Origin of the sequence: Shigella sp. FC1967 (genome assembly GCF_001743005.1) — a bacterium.
Lineage (GTDB): Bacteria > Pseudomonadota > Gammaproteobacteria > Enterobacterales > Enterobacteriaceae > Proteus.
The window spans coordinates 1-1569 of the sequence record NZ_MIIZ01000962.1 but is presented as its reverse complement, the minus strand read 5'-3'; the positions used below and the strand labels follow the sequence as shown (position 1 = coordinate 1569).

At 35.8% G+C, this 1569-nt stretch carries 3 protein-coding genes; all 3 read right to left on the bottom strand.

What is annotated here, in order from left to right; genetic code table 11:
* Nucleotides 1-464: 464 nt before the first annotated feature.
* Genes BHE89_RS23865 through BHE89_RS16760 form a run of 3 tightly spaced genes read right to left on the bottom strand, consistent with a single transcriptional unit; the run spans nt 465 to nt 1468 of the window.
* Nucleotides 465-620, bottom strand: coding sequence for a hypothetical protein (locus BHE89_RS23865; RefSeq protein ID WP_171729941.1), 156 nt, complete (start codon nt 618-620; stop codon nt 465-467).
* Nucleotides 613-792: a hypothetical protein gene (locus BHE89_RS26195; protein ID WP_286146238.1), complete on the bottom strand. Its 180-nt coding sequence runs from the start codon at nt 790-792 to the stop codon at nt 613-615. The genes BHE89_RS23865 and BHE89_RS26195 overlap by 8 nt, the downstream gene beginning before the upstream one ends.
* A complete protein-coding gene (locus BHE89_RS16760) occupies nt 785-1468 on the bottom strand; it encodes a PadR family transcriptional regulator (protein WP_286146237.1) in 684 nt (227 codons plus the stop codon). Before BHE89_RS16760 ends, BHE89_RS26195 begins: the two co-directional genes overlap by 8 nt.
* Between the last annotated feature and the right edge of the window lie 101 nt (nt 1469-1569).

Here is a 1569-nt window from a genome sequence, read left to right as displayed (position 1 = left end):
TATTCGATAATATCTTATAAATATCAAATAGTTATTCGCATCACTATTTCTATTCTTAACAATAAATAAACCGATACTTTTATTACCTTGCTATGATTTATTGCTGGTTAACTTCCAGCATCATAAGTAAGGATACGTTTTGAACTAAGGCACTTATTCTCGTTTAAGTACTTACAGACGTTTATTATTTTGATACGGTAGTTAATGTATTGTTACTTTAAGCATATCTCTGGTTTAAGTTTTCAAATTTTATAATGGATTCACTAGCCTAAATAAAATAAACACTAATATGGAACATTTCCATAATCATTTGTTATTTTTTTGATGTGAGTACAATAACCGAAGAAAAAAGGACGAAAATGACCATCAAAAAAATGAAATATGGCGGGGAATGGATTGGATTAGAAAGGAAAGGAGAAGGACTGACAGAGGTCATGTCATTATATAACCTCCGTCCATCATTATCATATTCTGCCAGGTTTACGTAACGCTCTACGAAAGTAAGAAACAGGCATTTTAGGGCAAGTTTGTTCTTTTACTGCTGGATTATTTTCCAACTCTTCTTTGTCTATTTCATTATTTCTTCTTGAATTTTGTAGCTGAGTATCTGTTTTATTCATCTTCTCTTTCCTCTGAGATCAGTGCCTCATTGATAGCTTCAATTTTCTCAACTGCTTCATTAAGAATAGAAGCAATACGTCCTGCTCTTTCCACAGAGAGCTCTTTTAAAACTAATTTATGGCGTAACACGGCTTTTAATTTACCAACAGCAGATTCAATTTCCTCAGACACACCACCTGCGTTTTGAGATAAATCTCTTGCATAAGCCAGTTTTTTTTTGAATATTGGCATCTATATCTTTATGTTCTGCTAAAAATGCAGTGCCTTCAGATGTAATGCTGTAGTTTTTACGACCTTTTTCAGCAATCGTAGCAACTAATAGATCTTGCTCTTCAAGTAGTGTTAGCGTTGGATAGATAACACCAGGACTAGGTACATATAATCCTGAAGAAGCCTCATCTATTTCTTTAATAATTTCATAACCATGACTTGGTTTTTTCGAGATCATACTAAGTAATAAAACGCGTAAATCACCATGATCAAACATACGTTTTAACTGACGACTACCTTTACCTCTGCCGCCACATCCGCGACCACGTTGTTTTCTATGTCCATCAGAACCATGACAGCATTCACCACGCCCTTCATGTCCGTGACCATGTTCACCATGACAGCATTCACCACGTCCTTCATGTCCGTGACCATGTTCACCATGACAGCATTCACCACGCCCTTCATGCCCGTGACCGTGTTCACCATGACAGCAATGCTCGCTATGATTTTCTTGGTGGCTATTATGTTTACCTTTACCACTGCAACGCCTTTTTCCGTGACCTTGTCCATGACAACTATGTTCGCCATTTTCAGCACGCTGTTGATAAAGTGAGTTTAATGCTCGAATCATCATAAATATTCCCTCATTGTTTTAGATATATCGAATTTATGTCATGCAATATAATCCGATATATCTAAATGATCAAGCTTTAGATATATCTAAATGAAAAATCT